The sequence below is a fragment of the Rickettsia sp. TH2014 genome (assembly GCF_019249195.1).
In the GTDB taxonomy this organism is placed as follows: Bacteria; Pseudomonadota; Alphaproteobacteria; order Rickettsiales; family Rickettsiaceae; genus Rickettsia; species Rickettsia felis.
Window position 1 is genome coordinate 830 of record NZ_MXAX01000103.1, and the last position, 3,328, is coordinate 4,157.

Below are 3,328 nucleotides of genomic sequence, written 5' to 3' on the forward strand. Positions count from 1 at the left end.
GCAATCTCAGGAGTATTATTTCATGAGATTGCCACGCAGTCTACGATTGCTCGCAATGACGGGGTGGTATCCACGCAGGCAATACCTGCTCGCAATGACGACTTAGTATCCACGAAACACAACCTCCCTTTCCAACCAATATTTACTACAGGCGAAAAAATTGGGGTTAGCGAAATTTTCTTTACCGTAAGTAATTTCTTGTCCATGTGTATCTAAAATATTACCGCCGCCGGCTTTAATTAAAGCGTGGCCTGCCGCTAGGTCCCATTCCATAGTTTGACCGAATTTTGGATATATATCAGCTGCTCCTTCAGCAATTAAGCATAGTTTAATTGAACTGCCTATTGCATTTATCTGACCGAATGAATATTTACTTAAAAATTCTTTAGTAGCTTTATTTGAATTATAAAAACCTATTACCGCATTAAGCTCTTCATGTTTAGGTTCATGATTAACAAATATTTCTTTAGAATTCTGTTCGATTTTTAACCGCCCCTGTACATCGGTATAATATAGCTTTGCTGTTTCAGGGTGATATATCAAGCCGATAGTTGGAAGACCGTTTTCAATAAGCCCTATGTTTACCGTATATGTATTTTTACCGTTTACATAGCTCCGTGTCCCGTCAATAGGATCGATTAACCAAAAAGTATCATTGCTTAATATAGGTAGCGGCCGCTCTTCACATACTATAGCTATTTTGGGGGTTAAGACTTGTAGAGCCTGATAAATTACTTTACTAATTTCCTTATCTGCATTAGTGACTACTGACCCATCTAATTTAATATCAGTCAATATTCCTGCCTTTTTTATATCTAGTGCAACCTTACCGGTATTAATAATTAAATCTTTTAAAGTATTAATTAAATTGTCATTCATAATTATTTATTTAACATTTTGCTAGCTACATCATCTTCTAACCACTGACCGGTATTTAAAAACGTAGATTGCTGCAACTCAGCGATTTGATGATCAGGTGATCCCGGTAACATTTGCCACCCCAAATATTCAATTCCATAATATCCTATATCAACCATGCTTAAATAAGAGTCCATATTTTCTAAATCTTTTTTATTATTCGCAAAAATTACTATTTTTGTAGGTTGTTTCGGTATAATTTTTAAGAACTCTATAAGAGTTTTTACTCTATTTATATTACCGGTAAATATTATACCTAAATAAAAAATAGGGGCTCCAGCATCGCTTGGATTAAATCTAAATACATCTTGATCATTAACTTTATTAGTAAAATTAATATTGAGTCCGTAAAGTAATGTATATAACCATCCTTCATAATTTTCAATTAAATTACATGGAGCAGTTATTTCTTGAAGACCTAAAACTGTTGCACCTTGCTGTTTCATCTTATTAATTAAATCTACCCATTTAGATTCAACAAGCATCATTTGACGCTGCACTATCAATTTTGCAATAGTTTTATTAACTGATGCGTTATCCGCTGCAAGACTATATAAATATTTAGTAAAATTTATATAAGAATTATCCCGGTATCGAAATAATTTGGATTTCGGTGTTATAATAGTATTATCTATATTTATAAGTACCAGCGTATCTGCATCTATCTTCGGTAATAAATTTTTCATTGTTACCGAATCTACAGAGTAAGTAGGAATAATTTGACCATAACTTACACACGAAATAACTAAGCAAAATAAGCTCAATAAAATTTTATTGATTTTTATCATAAGGATTTTTATCTTTTATCTTTTTAGTTTTTAGAGGCGGATTATTTCTTTTTATCTTATTTATTTGAGGTATTAAATCATTAATGATTTTAGTATAATATGCAGCATCTTTATTTTCCGGGGTATTTTTATTATTATAATGATAACCAATAAATAATATATTAGAACTATAACTATTAAGTTGAAACTCCATTGATTTTAATAATTCTATGTTACTGCTAATTATTATAAAAGCTTTAGGCATAAATCCCACTTGAATAAGGAAATTGAGCATCATTTCCGCTTCCGATATATTATTACTCGTCAATATACCTTTATAAAATACCGGATAAGTATTAGCAAAACTGTCTAAATTATTAAAAATAATATAATTATTGTTTGGAAAACTATTTGAAAAATCAATATTGAAATTTTTCTTTAAATAATCAGCAAACCATATTTCAAATTTAGGAATATTATTAAAATTACCGGTAAATCCATCATTTACGGCTATTATAGGGATTTTACTATTACTCATTTCATTTATAAAATTTGGAAAATCAGATTCTTGTAATTCTTTCTTATAACTATCATTAGTTAAAATCAATTGATCTATATAAATAGCTTTTGAATTTTTATTAATATTACGCAAAAGAGGAGTTAGTGTAAGATAAATATCTTTGTCAATTTGTTCACCTATAGGCACTAAAGACTTAAACAAAAATTCATCTAAAACCGTTACTACTAATAAATCCTGAGGTACATAATTTTTATTATAATTTTCTTTAAAATCTTGTTTTATTTTATTTAAACTATCCACTTCTATAATTTCTGCTTTAACTAAGGAACCAGCAAGTAATAGTAAGATGAATAAAGATCTTTTAAACATTTGTGATTTCCATTTTTTTAATTCTGTCATTGCGAGCGAACGTTAGTGAGCGTGGCAATCTCGGGACTTTGGCACAAGATTGCTTCGTCAATTGCTATGGAATTTCCTCGCAATGACAAGAAGTTATACTATTAGTGTTACCACATCATAGTGCTAATATCAATCCATATTAAAATATAATATGGTAAATATGTTTGGAAGTTTTTTTAGCTCGCTTGGCAGCGGCATAGGAAATACATTGGGAGGCGGCATATTTTCAAGCGTGGGAAGATTTGCCGGTAAAATGCTTGGTGAGTATTTAGATCAATTAAATCACGAACCGATAGAATATGACAATATTAAAAATTTCAAAGAAAGTTTTAAATATATAACAGCTAATTACGGCGAAGCTATACCGTTAATTTGCGGTACTGCAAGAGTTAACGGAAAATTAATTTGGGCAGACACAATAAAAGAAATAGCAAATAGTACCCGTCATAAAGAATATTTCCCTTATTTTCATAACTTAAAATCCGTTACTAATTTTACTGAATATAGCTATTTCTTTTCTTTTGCAGTTAGTATTTGCGAGGAAGAAATTACCGAGATTAACAGAGTATGGACAGGTGATAAGGTAATAAATTTAGATTAATATAATTTTAGATTATATAAAGGCTCAGAAACACAATTACCCGATCCTTTAATTGAAAACTATCTCAGCAGCGGCAAAACTCCTGCTTTTGGATCGCTGTAGAAGTCAAGATTTAATCTTACA

The 3,328-nt window shown here is 30.4% G+C and carries 3 protein-coding genes and 1 pseudogene; 1 reads left to right on the top strand and 3 read right to left on the bottom strand.

Annotated elements, in window-relative coordinates; translation table 11 throughout:
• Positions 1 to 102: 102 nt before the first annotated feature.
• From KYQ89_RS01865 to KYQ89_RS01875, 3 genes are read right to left on the bottom strand one after another with little or no spacing between them, the layout of a single operon-like run.
• Positions 103 to 879 carry a 3'(2'),5'-bisphosphate nucleotidase CysQ gene (locus KYQ89_RS01865; protein ID WP_218460165.1) on the bottom strand — a complete coding sequence of 259 codons (777 nt, stop codon included), beginning with the start codon at positions 877 to 879 and terminating at the stop codon, positions 103 to 105.
• A 2-nt stretch (positions 880 to 881) separates the two neighbouring features.
• The gene (locus KYQ89_RS01870; protein WP_218460166.1) at positions 882 to 1,706 is read right to left on the bottom strand and encodes a DUF2608 domain-containing protein; all 825 of its coding nucleotides are present in this window, start codon (positions 1,704 to 1,706) and stop codon (positions 882 to 884) included.
• A complete protein-coding gene (locus tag KYQ89_RS01875) occupies positions 1,690 to 2,574 on the bottom strand; it encodes a DUF2608 domain-containing protein (RefSeq protein WP_218460167.1) in 885 nt (294 codons plus the stop codon). The genes KYQ89_RS01870 and KYQ89_RS01875 overlap by 17 nt, the downstream gene beginning before the upstream one ends.
• Positions 2,575 to 2,764: 190 nt before the next feature.
• Between KYQ89_RS01875 and KYQ89_RS08195 the strand changes: the two are divergent.
• A pseudogene (locus tag KYQ89_RS08195) lies at positions 2,765 to 3,010 on the top strand (host specificity protein); the annotation flags it as partial.
• Positions 3,011 to 3,328 lie beyond the last annotated feature (318 nt).